The organism is Parasphingorhabdus sp., assembly GCF_965233695.1.
Lineage (GTDB): Bacteria > Pseudomonadota > Alphaproteobacteria > Sphingomonadales > Sphingomonadaceae > Parasphingorhabdus.
Genome location: NZ_OZ247497.1, coordinates 814,485 through 832,763 on the forward strand (window position 1 = coordinate 814,485; position 18,279 = coordinate 832,763).

Annotated in this window: 18 protein-coding genes; 10 read left to right on the top strand and 8 right to left on the bottom strand. The window is 54.1% G+C overall.

The annotated features are described in order from the left end of the window. Positions 1-174: 174 nt before the first annotated feature. On the bottom strand, positions 175-978 hold the full coding sequence (locus ACO6S1_RS03770; RefSeq protein ID WP_422344999.1) for a LytR/AlgR family response regulator transcription factor: 804 nt from the start codon (positions 976-978) through the stop codon (positions 175-177). Between the two features lie 424 nt (positions 979-1,402). On the opposite strand from ACO6S1_RS03770, the gene ACO6S1_RS03775 reads away from it, so the two are divergent. From ACO6S1_RS03775 to ACO6S1_RS03785, 3 genes are all read left to right on the top strand, one after another. After that, positions 1,403-2,074 carry a TetR/AcrR family transcriptional regulator gene (locus tag ACO6S1_RS03775; RefSeq protein WP_422345000.1) on the top strand — a complete coding sequence of 224 codons (672 nt, stop codon included), beginning with the start codon at positions 1,403-1,405 and terminating at the stop codon, positions 2,072-2,074. 282 nt (positions 2,075-2,356) lie between these two features. Further along, complete coding sequence (gene nhaA / locus ACO6S1_RS03780; RefSeq protein WP_422345001.1) at positions 2,357-3,607, top strand: Na+/H+ antiporter NhaA; 1,251 nt, start codon at positions 2,357-2,359, stop codon at positions 3,605-3,607. Further along, on the top strand, positions 3,607-4,923 hold the full coding sequence (locus ACO6S1_RS03785) for a hypothetical protein (protein ID WP_422345002.1): 1,317 nt from the start codon (positions 3,607-3,609) through the stop codon (positions 4,921-4,923). The genes nhaA and ACO6S1_RS03785 overlap by 1 nt, the downstream gene beginning before the upstream one ends. A gap of 56 nt (positions 4,924-4,979) precedes the next feature. Here the strand turns inward: ACO6S1_RS03785 and ACO6S1_RS03790 are convergent, their stop codons facing one another. Next, positions 4,980-5,459, bottom strand: coding sequence for a GNAT family N-acetyltransferase (locus tag ACO6S1_RS03790; RefSeq protein ID WP_422345003.1), 480 nt, complete (start codon positions 5,457-5,459; stop codon positions 4,980-4,982). Positions 5,460-5,470: 11 nt separating this feature from the next. Next, a complete protein-coding gene (locus ACO6S1_RS03795; RefSeq protein ID WP_422345004.1) occupies positions 5,471-5,728 on the bottom strand; it encodes a YjhX family toxin in 258 nt (85 codons plus the stop codon). A gap of 334 nt (positions 5,729-6,062) precedes the next feature. Here ACO6S1_RS03795 and ACO6S1_RS03800 point away from each other — a divergent pair, with 334 nt between their 5' ends. The 5 genes from ACO6S1_RS03800 to ACO6S1_RS03820 all read left to right on the top strand — a co-directional run bounded on the left by ACO6S1_RS03800 (position 6,063) and on the right by ACO6S1_RS03820 (position 11,807). After that, positions 6,063-7,625, top strand: coding sequence for an NAD(P)/FAD-dependent oxidoreductase (locus ACO6S1_RS03800; protein WP_422345005.1), 1,563 nt, complete (start codon positions 6,063-6,065; stop codon positions 7,623-7,625). A gap of 131 nt (positions 7,626-7,756) precedes the next feature. Then, the gene (locus ACO6S1_RS03805) at positions 7,757-8,215 is read left to right on the top strand and encodes a GtrA family protein (RefSeq protein ID WP_422345006.1); all 459 of its coding nucleotides are present in this window, start codon (positions 7,757-7,759) and stop codon (positions 8,213-8,215) included. Then, the gene (locus ACO6S1_RS03810; protein ID WP_422345007.1) at positions 8,212-9,582 is read left to right on the top strand and encodes a sulfatase-like hydrolase/transferase; all 1,371 of its coding nucleotides are present in this window, start codon (positions 8,212-8,214) and stop codon (positions 9,580-9,582) included. The genes ACO6S1_RS03805 and ACO6S1_RS03810 overlap by 4 nt, the downstream gene beginning before the upstream one ends. A gap of 2 nt (positions 9,583-9,584) precedes the next feature. Continuing rightward, complete coding sequence (locus ACO6S1_RS03815) at positions 9,585-11,375, top strand: hypothetical protein (protein ID WP_422345008.1); 1,791 nt, start codon at positions 9,585-9,587, stop codon at positions 11,373-11,375. A 48-nt stretch (positions 11,376-11,423) separates the two neighbouring features. Continuing rightward, positions 11,424-11,807: a VOC family protein gene (locus tag ACO6S1_RS03820; protein WP_422345009.1), complete on the top strand. Its 384-nt coding sequence runs from the start codon at positions 11,424-11,426 to the stop codon at positions 11,805-11,807. 10 nt (positions 11,808-11,817) lie between these two features. On the opposite strand, the gene msrB is transcribed toward ACO6S1_RS03820, so the two are convergent. Both msrB and ACO6S1_RS03830 read right to left on the bottom strand, forming a co-directional pair. Next, positions 11,818-12,324, bottom strand: a complete 507-nt coding sequence (gene msrB / locus ACO6S1_RS03825; RefSeq protein WP_422345010.1) for a peptide-methionine (R)-S-oxide reductase MsrB — start codon at positions 12,322-12,324, stop codon at positions 11,818-11,820. A gap of 100 nt (positions 12,325-12,424) precedes the next feature. Then, the gene (locus ACO6S1_RS03830; protein WP_422345011.1) at positions 12,425-13,738 is read right to left on the bottom strand and encodes a cytochrome P450; all 1,314 of its coding nucleotides are present in this window, start codon (positions 13,736-13,738) and stop codon (positions 12,425-12,427) included. 217 nt (positions 13,739-13,955) lie between these two features. Here ACO6S1_RS03830 and ACO6S1_RS03835 point away from each other — a divergent pair, with 217 nt between their 5' ends. After that, positions 13,956-14,564: a PEPxxWA-CTERM sorting domain-containing protein gene (locus tag ACO6S1_RS03835; protein WP_422345012.1), complete on the top strand. Its 609-nt coding sequence runs from the start codon at positions 13,956-13,958 to the stop codon at positions 14,562-14,564. On the opposite strand, the gene ACO6S1_RS03840 is transcribed toward ACO6S1_RS03835, so the two are convergent. Together ACO6S1_RS03840 and ACO6S1_RS03845 are read right to left on the bottom strand one after the other, a co-directional pair. Next, positions 14,561-15,763 (bottom strand): ABC transporter permease, encoded by a 1,203-nt coding sequence (locus ACO6S1_RS03840; protein ID WP_422345013.1) that lies wholly within the window; start codon positions 15,761-15,763, stop codon positions 14,561-14,563. The two genes, ACO6S1_RS03835 and ACO6S1_RS03840, sit on opposite strands and share 4 nt — an antisense overlap. Then, a complete protein-coding gene (locus tag ACO6S1_RS03845; protein WP_422345014.1) occupies positions 15,760-16,740 on the bottom strand; it encodes an ABC transporter ATP-binding protein in 981 nt (326 codons plus the stop codon). The genes ACO6S1_RS03840 and ACO6S1_RS03845 overlap by 4 nt, the downstream gene beginning before the upstream one ends. A 44-nt stretch (positions 16,741-16,784) precedes the next feature. On the opposite strand from ACO6S1_RS03845, the gene queG reads away from it, so the two are divergent. Beyond that, positions 16,785-17,933, top strand: a complete 1,149-nt coding sequence (queG, locus tag ACO6S1_RS03850) for a tRNA epoxyqueuosine(34) reductase QueG (protein WP_422345015.1) — start codon at positions 16,785-16,787, stop codon at positions 17,931-17,933. Here queG and ACO6S1_RS03855 read toward each other — a convergent pair. Continuing rightward, positions 17,911-18,279, bottom strand: coding sequence for a hypothetical protein (locus ACO6S1_RS03855; protein ID WP_422345016.1), 369 nt, complete (start codon positions 18,277-18,279; stop codon positions 17,911-17,913). The genes queG and ACO6S1_RS03855 overlap by 23 nt on opposite strands.

Consider the following 18,279-nt stretch of genomic DNA (forward strand, 5'->3'; position numbering starts at 1 on the left):
TAATTACAGCGGCAACCAAATAAGACCAAAGAGCGGTTCAGCAATCAAATATGACAATATTTTGAACATTGCCAAATGCATGAAGATTTATAGCAACGGTCGGTTTACGTGATTGTGAAACAAAGCGTTTTTTCCAGAATAGCTTGCCTCAAACCCCTCATTTTAAAGTATTTTTCACTCAATCTCGGGCGAGATGATACCCATCACATCTTTGGCATATTTTCGGCCCACAGGAATTTCGTCACCCGTAATCAAGCGCAACAGGCGCCCGCCATTCCTGTTCCGGCGAACGGCCGTGATTCGTCCCACATTTACGGCGGCAGAGCGATGAACGCGCAAAAATCCGATCGCAGCGTTACTGGCGACAAAATCGCCTATCATCTGCCGATAGAGATAGGATTTTTGATCGCAATAGAGGCGGACATATTCGCCTTCCGCCTTCACCCAGTCGATGCTGTCGCAGTCTACCCTGACGATCTCTCCATGGCGCGGAACCCACAGATAATGATCTTCGGTCACGACTCTCGACCGTTCTTGCCTCAGTTGATCCAGCGTTTTGCCGAGCAGAGCCAGACGCTGGCGGGCCTCGCGGTCTGCATAGGCAGAACGGGCACGATCAATCGCCTCCACCAAACGCGTATAACGCACTGGTTTGGGTATGAAATCCAGTGCGCCTGTTTCAAATGCGCGGACAGCAAATTGCGGATAGGCTGTCACGAAGATGATCAGCGGGATCTGGCCTCCGTCCTTTTGCATTGACGCCGACAGATGTTCGATCACATCAAATCCGTCGAAGATCGGCATTTCGATATCCAGCAAGACAACATTGGGATTGAGTTGGCCGATGAGCTGCAATGTTTCCTGACCATCAGTAGCTTCGCCAACCAAAATCACGTCGTCTATTTGGCGAACAAGCTCTGCCAGACGCGATATGGCCAGCGGCTCGTCATCGCTTATCAGTAGAGTGATCGGAAGCATAGCCGGAACCTGATGGAGACTGAAATCGACGGAAGTGAAACAGATATCGCCCGCCTTATTACGACGGGCTGAACGGCAACGTTTATTGGATTGAACGACAGGCAGTTGAACAAAAGGCAATTGCCCCTGCGCGCAATGATAGCCAAACCTGCAAGCAGGAGGAAGCGGAGGAAGGATATCCCTCCCCTCACGGCTCTGCAGCTTATGCCCATGCCAATCTTATGCGGCTGATTTTTTTGCTGCGAAACGGGTAACGCATGTCGTTCATTTGGCTAGACATGTCGTTTATTGTTCTGCGGCAATATTTGTCGCTTCTTGGTAGCTGTTCGTAGAATTGCGCGAGATATTTTACATGATTTTACGTAACCCGCTTCGTGCATTTTAGAGGCCGACCCCCCGGCTGATAGTGACACAGGAGCGTAAAATGGTAACCCGAGTACAGTCAAAGAAAGATCCCAAATTTGATGCAAATGCAGAAGGCTCCGCTTGGCGCCCGGCATCATCCCGTCGGTTGATTCTGGATGCGGCGCGGAGAAAGCTGCGTGCGGAAAGCTTCAATGAATTTGCGATGGAAGCGGTCGCTGCCGAAGCCGGTGTTTCGCGCCGGACCGTCTATAACCAGTTTGCCAATCGGGAAGAGCTTTATTGCGCGTCCCGGCTCGAACTGTTTGAGAAGATCGACCTTGCCCTGTCCGAGATAAAATTTGATCTCGATCAGCCGGTTGAAAAAATGCTCAGGCATTTCTGCAAGACGGGAATCGCGGTTTTGCTATCGCCCGAAAGCTTCGAACTCAGAGCCTCGCGGGCCAGAGACCGGCGCGCTTTTCGTTGGATCGAGGAACAATATCACCACCGGATCGACGAACCGCTTCGGCTTAAAATCGAGCATTTTCTGCAAAGTCTCATGTTAAAGGGCGATATTGAAAATACCGACCCTGCACCATTGGCCGATTCCCTGTTGTCGGCGATCAATGCGTGTGTCGGCGATGACGGCGATGCTGAATCCAACTTGAAACATCCGCCCGTTTTCACACCGAGTGAAATTGCCGAGATATATATGAAGCGACTGCCGCTGGTAGACCGTGCGCCTGCATAGGCAGACGGTTTACCGGGCCATGATTTGGCCTGGGCAAGCTGAATAATCAGCGCAAACCCCAATCATAGAACATGCCGCCGCCGATCCCGACGGCGGCATGTTTTGCATTTTTCCTGATAATGGCTGCCGGTCTGCACACCGAATGAACCAGCAACGGGCCATCGGACCAGTCCATGATAGACGTTTTCAATTTCATACCGAAAGAAACCAAGACGCCCCTTGATTTTGCGGACATGTCTGCGCATGGGTTTATGCAATCTATGGATCAACAAAAGGCCTTCTATGTCCTCTAAGAAACAAGCGCGAGCCGGAACCGATTCTGCGCTGAGAAATTTTTTGGAAAGCGAAGCAGCGGGCGGCATATTGCTGATGGTCGCAGCGGCGTTGGCGATGATCGTCGCGAATAGTCCGCTTTATGACATGTACCATCATTTCCTGCACGAACTGAAGGGGCCGGTACTATCGAAAAAACTGGGCCCGATGACTCCGCATTTGTGGATTAATGACGGCCTGATGGCGATATTTTTCCTGCTGGTCGGCCTTGAAATCAAACGCGAATTTGTCGACGGCCGCTTGAACACCTGGGAACGGCGGCGCTTGCCTGTCTTGGCTGCTGCGGCCGGCATGGTGGTCCCCGCGTTGATTTACCTCGCAATTGTTCGTGATATGCCGGAACTCTACAATGGCTGGGCGATCCCAGCCGCGACCGATATTGCCTTTGCCATTGGCGTTCTGGCGCTGCTCGGGCCGCGCGCACCGACATCGCTGAAGCTGTTTCTCGTCACGGTTGCGATTGTGGACGATATGGGTGCCGTGGCTATCATCGCGTTGGTCTACACAGCGGAAATTAATGGCGCGGCTCTGCTCGCTTCGGCGGTAATTCTTGGCATCATGTACACGATGAACAAGGCCGGCGTTAAGTCATTGATCGCTTATCTGGCCTTGGCCTTGTTGCTCTGGTTTGCTGTCTTGCTGTCCGGCGTCCATGCCACCATCGCCGGTGTACTGGCAGCGATGGCGATACCCATTGTCGTGACACCAGGATCACCAGATGCCGTGGATTCCCCGTTGCACAGGCTGGAGCACGGAATTGCGCCATGGAGTGCGTTTCTGATCGTCCCGATATTTGGCTTTGCCAATGCCGGCGTGTCGCTGGAAGGTCTTGGAATGGAGCAAATCTTCGCGCCCTTGCCGCTCGGCATTGCCGCGGGTCTGTTCCTCGGCAAACAGGTCGGTATTTTTGCCAGCGTCTGGATTGCGGTGAAAACCGGTTTTGCGCAACGTCTTGGCGGAACCACATGGCTGCAAGTCTATGGCGTTTCCATGCTCTGCGGCATTGGCTTCACGATGAGCCTGTTCATCGGTGCGCTCGCCTTCCCGGGTGAAGCGCTTTTGATTGAGGAGGCAAAGATCGGCGTGTTGATGGGCTCTTTCCTGTCTGCGGTGGTTGGCTTTTGTATCCTGCGCTTCGCGCCGCAACCGACAGCGGATGAGGGCGACGTAACAGCGGCTGAACCGGCCAAAGCGGGTTGATGCGGATCGGCTGCATATTCGCCGGGTCAGCGGCGATATTGCTCAGCGCGTGCAGCTCGATGCCACCCGTAACTGAAGCTGCGCCGACCGCAGCATCGGTTTCAGCCATCGACTTGATCAGCCGCGACTATGTAAAGCTTACTCTGGAGCTCGGCGAGCAAGAAGCAGGCTATGTCGATGCCTATTATGGCCCCCCAGACTGGGCGCTGGCCGCCAAGGCGAAACCTCGTGATATGCGGGAATTGGGTAATGGCATCGTTGACCTGATGCTGCGGCTTGATGGACTGCCGTACAGCGATGATGCGTTGGTCGAGGCCCGCAAGCGGTTTTTATCAGCACAGCTCGAAGCCGCCCTGACCCGGCATGCCATGATGCAGGGAGAGGTGTTTCCTTTTATCAGGGAAGCCAAAGGTTTGTTCGGCGTGACGCCCGTATTTCAGCCACTCAGCAGCTATGATTCGGCTCTGGCGAAGATCGAAGCGCTTGTCCCCGGTGAAGGCGCGCTTCATGAACGTGTCGAAGCCTATCAGGCGCGTTTCACCATCCCTACCGACCGTCTAAAGCCCGTCTTCGATGCTGCCATTGCGGAATGCAAGCGGCGGACAGCACAGCATATAAGCCTGCCAGCCGACGAAAATTTCAGGATGGAATTTGTCACCGACAAGAGCTGGAGCGGTTACAACTATTATCAGGGCAACTTCCAAAGCCTGATCCAGATTAATACCGACCTGCCGATCAGGATATCGCGGGCTGTCGATCTGGGCTGTCATGAAGGTTATCCGGGCCATCATGTTTATAACATGCTGCTCGAACAGCGCCTGACACGCGAGCTTGGCTGGCAGGAATTCTCCATCTACCCGCTCTATTCGCCGCAGTCGCTCATTGCCGAAGGCTCTGCCAATTATGGCATTGATCTCGCTTTTCCCGGGGAAGAGCGTATGGCGTTTGAACGGGACGTACTTTATCCGCTCGCGGGATTGGATCCGAGCACAGCAGCCGATTACTTCAAGCTACAACAGGCGCTGAGCGAGCTGAAGGGCGCGCGCTTTGTCATTGCACAAGCCTATCTCGACAAGACCATAACAAAGGATGAGGCGCTGGCACTCATTCAGAAATATCAACTGGTCAGCCGCGAAAGGGCCCAGCAATCCCTGTCGTTCAACGATCAGTATCGCAGCTATGTGATCAACTATGGCCTGGGTCAGGATATGGTAAAGGCATGGATCGAGCGACAGGGCGATGCCCCTGTCTGGCGCTGGAAGGCGATGGAGAAACTGCTCAGCGAGCCGATGCTGCCGGATGATCTGGTCGAGTGATCGACAATAAATGCCCAACCTGTCGCGAGACAGGCTGGGCATTATATCAAGATATGTCAGCCCTGCAGAGCTTTCCGGAATGTGATCTTGTCGTCACCATCCGCGTAGAAATCGCGGATGCGTGATTCCTGATCATATTGACATAATCGATAAAATTCACGGGTACGGGCCAAAGCGTCCGTTCCCGATGTTTCCACGATCAGCACCCTTTGACCCTCAGTGGCCAAATGCTCCTCAATATGGCTCATCAGGGCAGCGCCAATGCCTTCGCCCTGATTGTCCGGATGGACTGCGATGAGAAGCAGATTCCATGTCCTGTCGGTCATTTCCTCCGACCGGCAATAGGCAATGGCTTTGGCTCCATCATTGTCATGGGTCAGCCATATCTCGTCGCTGCCCTCTGCATTGAAAAAACCGGCAATCATCTCATCCAGCATGTCAGGGGGAAACATTTCGGTGGCTTCAATAATCCGCTTCAGAGCAGGCAGATCATCCGGGACCACCGGTCTTATGGGGTTGGGCCTATGTTGGTTCATTTGTAATTCCTTTATCTATTGTCAGGCTGAGGGCGTACAGACACCCGGCCAAGATGTGAGATGCGATAGGGACTGCCGTTGCGGGACATGATCAGCCCCCTGCGTTTCAGGCGCGCGAAAATGTCGAGCGTACAATCGGACAGCACATAACCGTCGCGAGTGACGCACATCACTTCGTCGATCTTGCTGTTCTTGTTGCGTTTGTGGCGGATATGTCCGCCTTGAGCGAGCACGTGAAGCACGCGCTGTTCAGCTTTCGAAATATTCATTATTTATACTCGGAGATTAAACCATAGGGAGCGACAAAACCGCCTGTGCGCCACGCGCACCGGTTTCGTCGTTGCTGTGATTTGAACCGCTAAACGGGTTTCAAATCAGTTGGTTGTTGCAATCTCTAACAAAAAAGCTCCGAGTGTTGGCAACGGCATTCTGCCATTGCGAATCGCGAAATATGCCAGTTTCCGCTGAAACTCAACATTTTTTGGCGCGTAATGGTCAATTTTACGCCCCTATTAACTTATCGCTAACCAATTTCGTTCACTCCGGTTTCTGAAACATGAACTGGCGCTGTCGAGTGCCGTGTTTTGAACAGGGATCGGATTTATGACTGAAGCGACTAACCCCGTAGATGTAGCCATTATCGGCGCAGGACCAGCGGGCCTTACCGCCGCTTATCTGCTCAGCAAAAAAGGCTATTCGGTAAAAGTGATCGAAAAAGACCCGACCTATGTCGGCGGAATCAGCCGGACGGTCGAATATGAAGGTTTTCGTTTCGACATTGGCGGGCATCGCTTTTTCTCAAAATCCAAGGAAGTTGTCGATCTGTGGAACGAAATTCTGCCCGACGACTTTATCCAGCGCCCGCGGATGAGCCGCATCTATTATGAAGGCAAATTTTACAGCTATCCATTGCGCGCTTTTGAAGCCTTGTGGAATCTCGGCATCTGGCGCTCTACCCTGTGCATGGTCAGCTATGCCAAGGCGAAAGTCTTCCCGAACAAAAATGTGAAAAGCTTTGAAGACTGGACGGTCAACCAGTTTGGCTGGAAGCTCTATTCGATTTTCTTCAAAACCTATACCGAGAAAGTCTGGGGCATGCCCTGCGACGAAATGTCGGCCGATTGGGCCGCACAGCGGATCAAGGGCCTCAGCCTTTGGAGCGCAGTTGTTGACGGTTTGAAACGCTCCTTGGGTCTGAACAAGAAACCCAATGACGGCATGGAAACCAAGACGTTGCTGGAAACTTTCCGCTATCCCCGCCTCGGCCCTGGCATGATGTGGGATGCCGCGCGTGATTTCGTGCGGTCCAAGGGCAATGAAGTGCTGATGGGTCACAGCCTGAAACAATTGGCGCAGGATGCCGATGGCAACTGGCGCGTGTCGGCTTCGACCGAAGATGGCGAAACCGTTATCAACGCGAAACATGTAATCAGCTCTGCGCCGATGCGCGAACTGGCCACCCGTATTCACCCGCTGCCGCAATCACTGCCGGAAGCGCAGGATCTCAACTATCGTGACTTCCTGACAGTGGCGATCATGGTGAAATCCGAAGACCTGTTCCCCGACAACTGGATCTATATCCATGATGATCGTGTGCAGGTTGGCCGCGTTCAGAATTTCCGTAGCTGGTCGCCGGAAATGGTGCCGGATGAGTCGATTGCTTGTGTCGGTCTGGAATATTTCTGCTTCGAAAATGATGGCCTTTGGTCCTCGACCGATGAAGATCTGGTCGAACTGGCCAAGAAAGAAATGGCGATCCTTGGTCTGTGCAAACCTGAACAGGTTGTGGGCGGCGCGGTTGTCCGTCAGGAAAAAGCCTATCCCGTCTATGACGACAGCTATGAAGAAAATGTCGAAACCATGCGCAACGATCTCGAAGCACGCTTCCCGACGCTCCACATGGTTGGTCGCAACGGTATGCACCGCTACAATAACCAGGATCATGCGATGATGACCGCAATGCTGACGGTGGAGAATATCGAAGCCGGCTCGCGCAAATGGAATGTGTGGAACGTCAACGAAGATGCCGAATATCATGAGGCCGGTGACGAGGGCGCAGAAACCGTGATTTCCGAAGATCGGGCAGCCGCGCTGGAAAGCATGCGTGATGTACCAACGCGGATCGAAGACGATAAGCCCGAAAGCAAGCCCAGCAAGGCGGCGTAACGGTGTACTTTGAATCTTTTCCATATCTGTGCTCGTGCGAAGGCAGGAGCCTATCTCCTGAGGCCGCGTTTTTTTGCAACGGCTGGAGATGGATCCCCGCCTCCGCGGGGATAGTGGCGGCGCGAGGTTGAATGGTTATGGAGCGTAGCGGTCAGGATAGACGGTCTACCGTCGGGATCTGGGTAGGAAATCTGCCCGGACCACTGGCTTTGTTTAATCGCTTCTCCATCACCCGCTATTTGCTGGCCAGCGTGGTCAGCCTCGCCTTTGATGTCGCCTTGTTCATGGTGCTGGTTGCCTTCGCAACCGACCCTGGTTGGTCGTCAGCAGCAGGCTATAGCGCCGGTATAATCGTGCACTGGCTGATTTCGTCGAGCTTCGTTTTTCCCGGTAAAACACGGCAAGGCGCCGCACTGCAACTGCAACGGATCGGCTTTATCGGAACAGCCATATTGGGGCTCGGCATCACGGTGAGCATCGTCAGCGCCCTCACCGAGCTGGGTACCTTGCCCGTAGTGGCAAAAGGTGTCGCGGTGGCAGTGAGTTTCTTCGCCGTCTATCTGACTCGCAGATTTGGAGTGTTCCGGTGACAGCAATTGCAATGGACGCCCCGCGGGCCGGTTTGTCAGCGGAATTCAAGAAGCTGCTCAACTGGTCCCTGATCTGGATTGGCCTTGCCAATATTCCCTTCATGGCCATGTGGTTCGTTGGCGCGCCGCCGCGCTATTTTGAAATTGCGATGGCGGGCTTTGTCGGACTGATCGTCAAGCGCATGCCGCGGATAATACAGTGGATCGCCTTTGCCAGTGTGGTTGCATATTCCATACTGTCATTCGTCGCGGGTCTTTTCAATCTGGGGATGTCCTCGCTTTTATATTCCATCCAGTTTCTCGCCGAAATCAAGCCTTCCAATTCTCTGGAATATATCACGGCCGGTATCGTCATTGTCGCGATATTGGTGGCGAGCTGGTTCCTGCTGAAGCGCGATACCAATTTTGCAAAGCCGCTGCATATTCTGGCGGGTGGCGCGATGATCTTCGGCTTGGTCGGCGCGGACTTTGCCATGGGGCAAGGGATGCGCGGTCATTATTTCCGGGAGGCTCCGGCAGGCGCGACTTTTGAATCGGCTGTCGAAAAAACCGGCTTGGCGGAACGCGCGGATGGCAAACGGCATTTGGTCCTGATCATGGTCGAGTCCCTTGGCGTGCCCCGTGACAATCAGGCGATGTCTGACAAGCTCTTCGCTTATTATCAGAACAGCGCCATCCAGGCGCGCTATGACGTCAGTCAGGGAACGAGCCTCTACTATAACAGCACGACCTCAGGCGAATTTCGTGAAATGTGCGGTCGGTGGGGCGATTATTATGAGCTGCTTGATGCCGACGCGGCTGCGAAGCTGAACTGCCTTCCCGCCATGCTGGCGGAAAAAGGCTATGCAACCCATGCGATGCACAGTTTCAAGGGCGCGTTCTTCAAGCGGGCGGTATGGTATCCCAATATCGGCTTCGAAACACAGGAATTCTGGTCCGACCTGCAGAAAAAGGGCGCAGAATGGTGCGGCGGCGTTTTTGCCGGTGCCTGTGACCGGCAGATACCGAAATTGATCGCAGAAAACCTGAAACAGGCAGAGAAACCGACATTTCTCTATTGGTTGACATTGAACGCGCACTTGCCTGTGCCAACCGGACTTAATTTGAATGTCGACGATTGTTCAAAAGTCTCGCCTGAACTGGCAAAAGAATATCCGATGATCTGCCGGCAATTTGCAATATTCGACGATATTGACAAGGCGCTGGTGCAAGAGATTACCGCCAGCGATTTTCCGGAGGCAGACATATTATTGGTCGGCGACCACATGCCCCCTTATTTTGATCGGCATAATCGTTCCCAATTTGACCCTGAGCGGGTTCCCTGGCTTTATCTGAAAGCCAAAGGACAGTCCGAAACCGGCGAATGACCATGACCGACCGACTGCGGAACAGGCTTCCGCTGATATTCATCTGGCTTGCGGTTTGCGCGGTGATCATTTTTGTATCACTGGACCAGATCATGTCCGGGATAGGTTGGGGACCGGACGACCAATTGCGACAAGTGCAATTGCGCGACTGGCTCGCGGGGCAAAGCTGGTTTGATAGCACTCAGCATCGCATTGCTTTGCCCGATAGCAAACCCATGCATTGGCCGCGTCTGATTGAACTGCCACTGGCCTTGGTCATTGTGGTTTTGAGCCCACTCATCGGGTCGGCCTCTGCCGAACTGGCAGCGATGGTCATCGTGCCATTGGCGACGCTGGGTTTGGCTATGTGGCTGGTTGCAAAAATCACCGAGCAGCTATTTGATCGCCAAACCGCTTTGCTTGCCGCAGCGCTGACAGCAACCGCTATTGCCGTGGTGGCCCAGTTACGGCCGATGCGGATCGACCATCACGGATGGCAAATCGTAATTGCACTGCTGGTCTTGTGGACCATGTTTTGGCCGGACAAGCGCAAGGCTGGTCAGGTAATGGGCGTATCGCTGGCACTTTGGCTATCCATCTCGCTTGAAGGCTTGCCCCTGTCGGTCGCCTTCATTGCTTTGCTGGCATTTCGCTGGATCGTTTCACTGGACGAAGGTGTTCGGCTGTTTTGGACGCTGACCGCTTTTCTGGTCGGCTCCCTGCTTCTCTATCTGGTCAATCATGGACAGATAGATATCATCGCCAATTATTGCGACGCCATTTCGCCGGCCCATCTTTTTGCCTGTGCCGCCGGTGCGCTGATCATCCTGCCGGAGATTAAATTGGCTCCCGCTTCCTGGCTTATCCGCCTGGTAGCTATGGCGGTAGCTGGCATTGCCGCAGCGCTTCCTTTCTATCTCATCGCCCCGCAATGCGCTGGCAGTGCCTTTGGGCAGCTGGACCCGCTGGTGCGGGACTATTGGTTGGTCAACGTCCGCGAAGGCATGCCGATCTGGACGCAGCCTTGGAACGAGATCGCCAATCTGTTTGGCGGATCCATTGTCGTAGGTATCGGTTGCCTGATCTATATTCAATCGCGACAGCCTGATGTGGCGGATCGCCAAAAACTGTTTTTGTTGAGCTATGCTCTGCTCTGGGCCTTCGTCGTATCATTGCTGGTTCAGCGGGCCGCCGCCGTTGCTGCTGTCTATGCATTACCGCTCGTCGGCTGGGCGGTTCACAAGGGATTTGTCCGCGCGCGCACAATCAAACGCCCTGTTACCAGAATCCTGGCAACTGTTGCGGTAGTCTTTCTGATCCTGCCCGGTCCGCTCATGCTGGGACTTGTAAATGTCATCAGCGGGGGAGACAAAGATACGGTTGCCGATCAATCGGCATCAGCCGAAGATGGTCCGGCCTGCGATTCATCTGAATCCTTGGCACAGCTTAACAGCTTGCCCCCCTCGAACCTGATCGCCCCTTTTGATTTTGGTCCCGAGATACTGGTGCAGACACAGCATAGTGTTCTGGCAACTAGCCATCATCGTAATGATGCTGCGATGGCAGACCAGATTCGCTTCTTTACCGGGACACCGGACAAAGCACGCACTATCATGGCGGAGCGAGGAATCGATTATATCATCGCCTGTCCTGACGAACCGGAACTGAATACATATAGCAGGAAACATCCCGACGGTCTTTGGGCAATGATCGCCAAAGGCGACCGGCCAAAATGGCTGCAACCAGTCAAACTTCCTGACAGCAGACTATTGGTTTGGAGAGTCGTGTTGAAAGAATTACCGGATAGCATATAGGTGATGTTACACAGATTTACATGGTTGTGAATTAACGGGGAGGATGGAATGGCGAAGATAACGGGACTAGGCGGGATATTCCATGTTGTAGAAGACCCGGCAGCGACGCGCCAATGGTATAAAGACTTTCTGGGCCTGGACGGTGAATATGGTCCGATGTTGAACTGGTCGGAAGAAAAGGGCGATAGCCCCTATAGCCTGATCAGCCATTTCTCCCCCGATACGGATTATCTGGCACCGAGCAAAGCGAAGTTCATGATCAACCTGCGTGTTGATGATCTGGATGCTTATGTCGGACAATTGCGCTCCAAGGGGCTCGAAATTCTTGGCCAGGTCGATGAAGGTTATGGCAAATTTGCCTGGATCCTCGATTGCGACGGGATCAAGATTGAGTTCTGGCAACAGTTGGATGCGCCGGAAGCGGGCGGCTAGGCACTGCGGATCAAGCCGGGATAAACTTCAGAGCCAGTCCATTGATGCAATGCCGCTTCCCGGTCGGTTTGGGACCATCGTTAAAAATATGACCCAAATGTCCCCCGCAGCGGCTGCAATGCACTTCGGTGCGCGGATAGCCTATTTTATAGTCGGTTGAGGTGCCCACCCGCCCTTTGATCGGCGCCCAGAAGCTGGGCCAACCGGTGCGGCTGTCAAACTTGGTTTTCGAGGAATAGAGGCCGAGATTGCAGCCTGCGCAGGCGAATATGCCTTCGCGTTTTTCCTTGTCCAATGGACTGGAATAGGCGCGCTCCGTTCCCGCTTGGCGTAAAATCCGATAGCGTGCCGGACCCAGCCGCTTTTTCCACTCTTCCGGTGTCCGGGTGATTTTGAATGTCTTGCCCGATTTGGCGCTGGCGCTATTGCTTAAAATTCCAGTAAAGTTTGCAGCACCATAAGCGCCCGCACCGATCAACCCGGTGAGAATCAATGTGCGTCTGTTCAAGCCTGCCATATTCAGCCTTTCTCTGCTGCTCGACTGCTATTCGGTCTATTTGCAGAGATGGTTACAATATATTGGCTGAACAAGGGCTTATCGGTCTGCCTGGCTAAACCTAATATTTGGAGAGCTTGACTTGCATCTTGCGGAAACCGTGCACGAAACAGGCATGAACCCGTTTGATCTCTCCGGTAACGTTCACTTGCATGCGTCGCTTGGCCATTTCTTCGAGCAAGATGCGGATTTGTAGCTCAGCAAGACGCGCACCGACACAGCGGTGGATGCCGTAACCGAAGGCCAGATGACGGCGGGCGTTTTCTCGATCAACGATCAGCTTGTCAGCATCGGGGAACACGCTCTCGTCGCGGTTGGCCGAGATATACCACATGATCAGCTTGTCGCCCTTTTTGATCTGATGTCCGAACAGATCAGCATCATCGGTCGCGGTCCGCCGCATGTGGGCCAGCGGCGTCTGCCAGCGAATAATTTCCTGCACCGCATTGGGAATGAGATCCGGATTTTGCTGTAATTTTTCGCGCTGATCGGGAAACTGGTCGAGCCCATAGGCAAGGCCGGACATGGTGTTCCGGGTGGTGTCATTGCCGCCGACAATCAGCAGCACCAGATTGCCCATAAATTCCATCTGATCCATGTCTTTCATGGCTTCACTATGGATCATCATCGAAATCAGATCGGGGGTCGGTTCGGCATTGACCCGCTCGTTCCACAGATTCTGGAAATAGGCGCCCATTTCAAAGAGAATTTCGCGCCGCTTTTCATCCAGTTCCGGAGCAAGAGACAGCTCCACATCACCGGCCCAGTCCGACCAATAGGTCAGCAGCCGGCGGTCTTCCCACGGAAAACCGAACAGAATCGCCAGCATACCGGTGGTCAGCTCGATCGACACTTTGTCGACCCAGTCAAATTCCTTGTCCCATGGCAGGCCGTCGAGCACTTCGGCGGTGCGGTGGCGGATTTCATCCTCCATCTTCTTCATTTCCGAGGGCGTGAAGGCCGGTGCTACAGTGCGCCGTTGTCCGGTATGTTTGGGACGGTCCATGGCGATAAACATCGGCAGCTGAAAGTCCGAGTCCTCGCGCTCTTCCGCGATGGTGATGCCGCCATTGTTGACATCAGACGAATAGAGTTCGGGCAGGGCTTCCACATGCTGGATGGTTTTGTGATCGCAGATATTCCAATAGGGGCCATAATCGGAATCTTCGACCTTGTTGATCGGCGCGTTGGCGCGCATTTCTGCAAACGGCGCTCGCCACAAGTCTTTGCTGTAGAGATCGGCCTTGCTGACATCACGCGGATTCGGGTTGGTGTCCGCTACCGGCGGATTATCTTTATACCAGGCTTCCAGAGCCTCCGCTGCAGTGGGTGATGTGGTGAGGGTTTTCGAATCCAAAACGGGATTGGTAGCCATAAGTCTCTCCTGCCGAGACGCGATCTGTATTGGACTAAATTCAGTCCCGCGTACTCGATTTTATTTTGCAACCCATATAGTGCGGTTATTGACAAAAATGTCAATGGTGATGAATCCGTTCACATCCATTCAAACGGCAGTCGGCTTGTAAAAGACTGTTATTTAGGCTAAAGCCACAACTGGGTCGTGCTACTATTTTTGAATAGGATAATGACTCATGCTACGAAAACTATTGCTGGCCACTGCCGCCACCCTTGCATTTGCAGCTTCTCCTGCCTCGGCCGCTCTGGTCGATTTTGAAGGCCTTCCGGTTGGAGATAATCCGAATCCTCTTACCATTTCCGGCGCCACTTTTGAAACACTCGGCGGATTTAACTTTATCGCTACCGCTGGCGGCACACAGTCGCTTTGCACGTCGACTTCTGCGGCCAGTCCAGCCAACTGCTCAAATGATTTGAGCGTGATCTTCGACAGCGCGGTGTCTGATATCAGCTTCACTTTCGCTGGCAACAATATCACGACCGTCGGGGCGGATATTGGCGACGTGCAGATATTCTCAGGCGCGACTCTGCTTGGCGTGGTCGATGTTATCGTAGCCGATTCCGATATTTTCGGCACGTTCGACCTGGTTTCGCTTGCAGGATTTGGCGACGTCACCAGCTTGCTTATTTCCAGTACGGATGCTGGCGGCGTGCTCTATGACGACTTCAGCTTCACGCCTGGAGCTGCGGTGCCCGAACCCGCGACTTGGGCGATGATGATTTTGGGCTTTGGCTTGGCCGGTGGCGCGTTTCGACGTCGTCGCCCACAGTTGGCGCTCGCCTAAGCACCAGTCACCCGTTTCCAGACGGACTTTTTCCGGCCACTATTGCCTGACTTCATAACATTGCGCCGGAACAGCATCACGCTGAATCGGATGATGATCAGGGTAAAAATGGCCTGCCAGATTAGCGCCAGCCCGTGCTGCCACACATTATCCATCTGTGCGGCGCGGGCGATCATCGCGAATGGCGAGCTGAACGGAAAGACCACGGCAATCCATTCCAGCGGTTCGCCAAGCTTGGTTACGGTGAAGGCCGCGAGGAAAAAGACCAGCAGCTGTCCCATCGTGACCGGCATCGAAAGAGTCTGGACTTCACGAACCGTGGTCGCCATCGCGCCGATGCCGAGAAACAGGGAGCCCAGCAGCAGGTAAGCCATCGAGAAATAGAGCACCATCAGCACACAGAAAAGCGGCCAACCCACCGCAGGAGAGGGTAAATCGGGGATTCCGGAAACGACCAGAGAAATGCCGATAAATCCCAAAGCCGACCAGACGGTAATCCCGACCAATGCCATCCCGAGCATGGCAAACAGCTTGCCAAGGAAAATTGCGTCCATCGGTATGGCGGCGGCGAGAATTTCAATAATCTTGTTTGTCTTCTCTTCGACAAGGTTGGAAAGCACCATGCCCGCCAGGATCATGGTGAGCAGAATCAATATGATCTGCCCCCCTTGGGCAGTCGCCAATTGTGTACGTTTTTTGGAGCTTCCCGTGGCAGCGACAAAGTCGGTTTGCACTGTGACAGGATTGGAACCGGACAGGGCGGTTTCGGATAGAAGTGCAATTTTGCCATCCCATCTTTTCACATCCTCCTCAGATCCCGTCAGCAATGGCGCTGCCAGTGTGCCGGAAATAATCGCTGTGAGAGGCTTTTCGGCGGTATCGAGCCTTCCCTTGATATCAGGGTCATTGGGATCGGTGTCAGGCAAAAGGAGCAATTCCGGCAAAGCACCGTTTCCGAGATTCTTCGCCAGTGCCGCCCGGGCATCGACCAGCTTTGTTGCCTCGCTTTCTTCCAAGGCCACACCAACAACCGGTTGGTCAATATCCTGCCGGACCTGCTGGCCCAGTCCTCCGGCAGCAATCCCGATGATCAGAGGAAATAAAGGCCCGAGCAGGAAAAAGAAAAAGGATTTGGAGAAGATGATTGCTGTAAAATCACGGCGAGCGATGACAAAGGCGGCGCGAATAGTCTCGATCATGCGGCCTCTCCTTGCAGTGCTGCATCTGCGGCAAGATCTTCTTCCATTTTCTTCGCCACCGCTTCGCCAGCTATGTGGACAAAGGCATCATGCAGGCCCGGCCTTTCGATCGACAGGGACTGAATTCCGGCATCGCCCTCGATCAAAGCTCTAAGCAAAGGTTCGACGCCACTTTCCGGCAAGGTAAAATGCCAGTTGTGACCCAGTGGCTGGCAATCAGCGGGAATGGCGGAGCGCCAGCGGCCCTCCAGGTTACGGGTTTCCAAATGCACCTGCGGACGCAGCCGGTCGCGAGCAGTGGATACCTTGCCAGCGAAAGGAATCTTGCCATTCGCGACAATTGCAATTTCCTCGCATAACCGTTCGGCATGAGCGATAACGTGGGTAGAAAAAATAACGGTGACGCCCTTGTCAGCCTGTCCGCGGATTAAGCGTTCGAGCTTGCCCTGGTTGAGCGCATCAAGGCCGGAAAAGGGCTCATCGAGAATGATCAGATCCGGTTCGTGAACAATGGTGCCGAGCAATTGCACCGTCTGGGCCATGCCTTTGGATAATTGGCGGATTTGTTTGTCTGCTGCATCACCCAGGCCGTGATCTTCCATCATCTGGCGGCCACGCTTGCGTCCTTCAGCCAGCGACAAACCACGTAGCGCTCCCATGAAGGCAATCGCATCATAGGCTTTCATTGATTGGTACAAACCGCGTTCCTCGGGAAGGTAGCCGACCTGGTGCGCTTTGCTGATCGGATCGGGCGAACCGAGCAGAAAACGTTCACCCTCATCGGGATCGATAATGCCGAGCAGCATTCGCAAAGTCGTGGTTTTACCCGCGCCATTGGGGCCCAAAATCCCGAAAATGCTCCCCTTTTTGATGGTCAGATCGATACCATCAACAGCCGTTTCACCATCGAATCTCTTTACGATATGGTGGGCTTCAATGGCATTGGTTGAGGAATTTTCTTGTGCGTGGGAAGTCATTTACGGCTTTCCTATTGGGACGCGGTCGGTGATAGTGAACTGCTATGCCTGATGACAAGTTAAGATTAACCAAAAGCCTGGAAAAAATGGCGCGGGAACAGGGTTTCGCTGCATTTGGTATCGCGCCCGCGGCTTTGGCGCCAGTGACAGCCAAGCGGCTACAGGACTGGCTCGCAGGCGGTCAGCATGGCGACATGATCTGGATGGAAAGCCGCGCCGATGAGCGTGCTAGTCCGCAAACCCTGTGGCCCGAGGCCCGCTCGGTGATCATGTTGGGGATGAGTTACGCCCCGGCACGCGATCCTTTTGCGCTGGAAAAACTGCCCGATCGCGGGCGCATATCGGTTTATGCGCAGGGCAAGGATTATCACGACGTGGTAAAAAAGGCGCTGAAAAGGACAGCACGATGGCTGGTTGAGAATGCCGGATGTCAGGTAAAGGTATTTGTTGATACCGCACCAGTAATGGAAAAACCGCTTGCCGAGGCGGCAGGTCTCGGCTGGCAGGGCAAGCACACCAATCTGGTTAGCCGCGACCACGGTAGCTGGCTGTTCCTTGGCGCGATTTATACAAGCTTGGAACTGGAACCATCGACTGGCGGACGGGACCGCTGCGGTAGTTGCTCTGCTTGCCAAGATATTTGCCCGACCAATGCCTTTCCGGAACCATATCGGCTGGATGCCAAGGCCTGCATTTCCTACCTGACGATCGAATCCAGGGGTCCGATCCCAGCCCAATATCGCAAAGCCATGGGCAATCATATCTACGGCTGTGACGATTGTCTGGCCGTTTGCCCATGGAACAAGTTTGCGCAGGCCGCAGCAGCCAACAAGGCGTTCCTGCCAAGAGCGGAACTGGCAGCCCCCGCCCTTGCCGATTTACTGGCGATGGACGATGCCGGTTTTCGGCAGATATTTTCCGGATCGCCAATCAAACGATCAGGCCGCAACAGGATGGTGCGCAACTGCTTGATCGCGGCGGGCAATAGTGATGATGTGTCCTTGGTTCCATCAATTATAACGTTGCTGGATGATGAGGACAGCGCCGTGCGTGGCTCCGCAATCTGGGCTCTGTCTCAACTTGATACCGCACGATTTGATCAGGAAAAACAACTGCGCCTGTCAGCCGAACAGGATCCTGATGTGATTATGGAATGGCAAGGTACCGAAGCTAGCGCACCCGCAGCGCGTTGACACAGGATACCCGGTCGACCTCCGCGCCATCGCTGCGGCGGGTATCGATATGGGTGACCCGGCCTTCACCACCGGCCTTTTCCGGATAAAGATAAGCATCCAATATGCAGGCCCCGCTGGAAAATTGCAGCTTCCTTGCCGGTGGCTCAACCACATCAGCCTGCGGGTCGCCGAACAGCCGTTTCAACTGGCCGGCGGTTTTACCCATAACCGATTCCAGTCCCTGCACGTTGCTCAGCGGCGATTCTGCAGCAGTCGGCAGGCTGGCCGGCGCCCGCACCGCACCGCTTGATACACATGCCGATAGTGCAGGTATCGCAGATAGAATGATAAGCTTGCGGATCAT

Bases quoted from the DNA above. Each gene is read 5' to 3' on its own strand.
- ACO6S1_RS03795 (WP_422345004.1), bottom strand. From the start codon at position 5,728: ATGAATATTTCGAAAGCTGAACAGCGCGTGCTTCACGTGCTCGCTCAA.
- ACO6S1_RS03790 (WP_422345003.1), bottom strand. From the start codon at position 5,459: ATGAACCAACATAGGCCCAACCCCATAAGACCGGTGGTCCCGGATGAT.
- ACO6S1_RS03835 (WP_422345012.1), top strand. From the start codon at position 13,956: ATGCTACGAAAACTATTGCTGGCCACTGCCGCCACCCTTGCATTTGCA.
- ACO6S1_RS03805 (WP_422345006.1), top strand. From the start codon at position 7,757: ATGGTTATGGAGCGTAGCGGTCAGGATAGACGGTCTACCGTCGGGATC.
- ACO6S1_RS03820 (WP_422345009.1), top strand. From the start codon at position 11,424: ATGGCGAAGATAACGGGACTAGGCGGGATATTCCATGTTGTAGAAGAC.
- ACO6S1_RS03840 (WP_422345013.1), bottom strand. From the start codon at position 15,763: ATGATCGAGACTATTCGCGCCGCCTTTGTCATCGCTCGCCGTGATTTT.
- ACO6S1_RS03815 (WP_422345008.1), top strand. From the start codon at position 9,585: ATGACCGACCGACTGCGGAACAGGCTTCCGCTGATATTCATCTGGCTT.
- ACO6S1_RS03845 (WP_422345014.1), bottom strand. From the start codon at position 16,740: ATGACTTCCCACGCACAAGAAAATTCCTCAACCAATGCCATTGAAGCC.
- ACO6S1_RS03855 (WP_422345016.1), bottom strand. From the start codon at position 18,279: ATGATCCGCAAGCTTATCATTCTATCTGCGATACCTGCACTATCGGCA.
- ACO6S1_RS03785 (WP_422345002.1), top strand. From the start codon at position 3,607: ATGCGGATCGGCTGCATATTCGCCGGGTCAGCGGCGATATTGCTCAGC.
- queG (WP_422345015.1), top strand. From the start codon at position 16,785: ATGCCTGATGACAAGTTAAGATTAACCAAAAGCCTGGAAAAAATGGCG.
- ACO6S1_RS03770 (WP_422344999.1), bottom strand. From the start codon at position 978: ATGCTTCCGATCACTCTACTGATAAGCGATGACGAGCCGCTGGCCATA.
- ACO6S1_RS03775 (WP_422345000.1), top strand. From the start codon at position 1,403: ATGGTAACCCGAGTACAGTCAAAGAAAGATCCCAAATTTGATGCAAAT.
- ACO6S1_RS03800 (WP_422345005.1), top strand. From the start codon at position 6,063: ATGACTGAAGCGACTAACCCCGTAGATGTAGCCATTATCGGCGCAGGA.
- nhaA (WP_422345001.1), top strand. From the start codon at position 2,357: ATGTCCTCTAAGAAACAAGCGCGAGCCGGAACCGATTCTGCGCTGAGA.
- msrB (WP_422345010.1), bottom strand. From the start codon at position 12,324: ATGGCAGGCTTGAACAGACGCACATTGATTCTCACCGGGTTGATCGGT.
- ACO6S1_RS03830 (WP_422345011.1), bottom strand. From the start codon at position 13,738: ATGGCTACCAATCCCGTTTTGGATTCGAAAACCCTCACCACATCACCC.